The 628-nt window shown below is 48.2% G+C and carries 1 protein-coding gene; it reads right to left on the bottom strand.

Features of this window, described 5'->3' with window-relative positions; translation table 11 throughout:
- Positions 1-628 (bottom strand): fimbria/pilus outer membrane usher protein (locus CBG25_RS17650; protein WP_290608297.1); only part of this gene is annotated, 628 nt, incomplete at both ends.

The following is a 628-nucleotide window of genomic DNA, read 5'->3' as shown; positions in this document are numbered from 1 at the left end:
ATCATACAGTGCCAAATTACCAAATTTGCTGTTGCGGATGGTATGTTGAGTAGCCAAAGTAAAACGAGAGTGAGCATATTGGTAACCCCAATTGAACTGATTGCCGCGCTTGCCTCGCATTTGACTGAGCGTATAAGCACCATTAAGCACACCAAAATTGCCTAGTTTAATCAAAGAACCAAAGCCACCGAGCGCTAATGAGGAAGCTGCTTCCGCATGGGACTCTAGTGTCAGCCAATCGGTAGCACCATAACGGTAAGAACCACTGGCCGCTAACGGCCCGTAGGAAAAATTTTTGATGCCATAGTCACGGCGTAGTGCGCCGGCTGAAAATGCTCCATCCGAAAGACCCGGTTTGAGTAAGGTACTGGCAACATAAAACGGTAAGGTGGTAGAAACCTGTCGGCCAAGGGCATCGGTGGTTACCAATACCGCTTCGCCGGAGCCATTAATATAAGGAATATCGGTGATAGTAAAAGGGCCGGGTTGCAGCTGGCTATTGCTAGATCGGTAACCATTGATAAATAAGTCAACTGCGTTAGGGACGGCGGTTTTACCGGCAAAGGTCGGTAATGGGAAAGTAATAATATCTGGCCGGATCGAGAAGTCACGGGACAGTGATACACCG

Origin of the sequence: Arsenophonus sp. ENCA (assembly GCF_002287155.1) — a bacterium.
Classification (GTDB): Bacteria; Pseudomonadota; Gammaproteobacteria; order Enterobacterales; family Enterobacteriaceae; genus Arsenophonus; species Arsenophonus nilaparvatae.
This window is presented reverse-complemented; position numbering and strand designations above follow the sequence as displayed.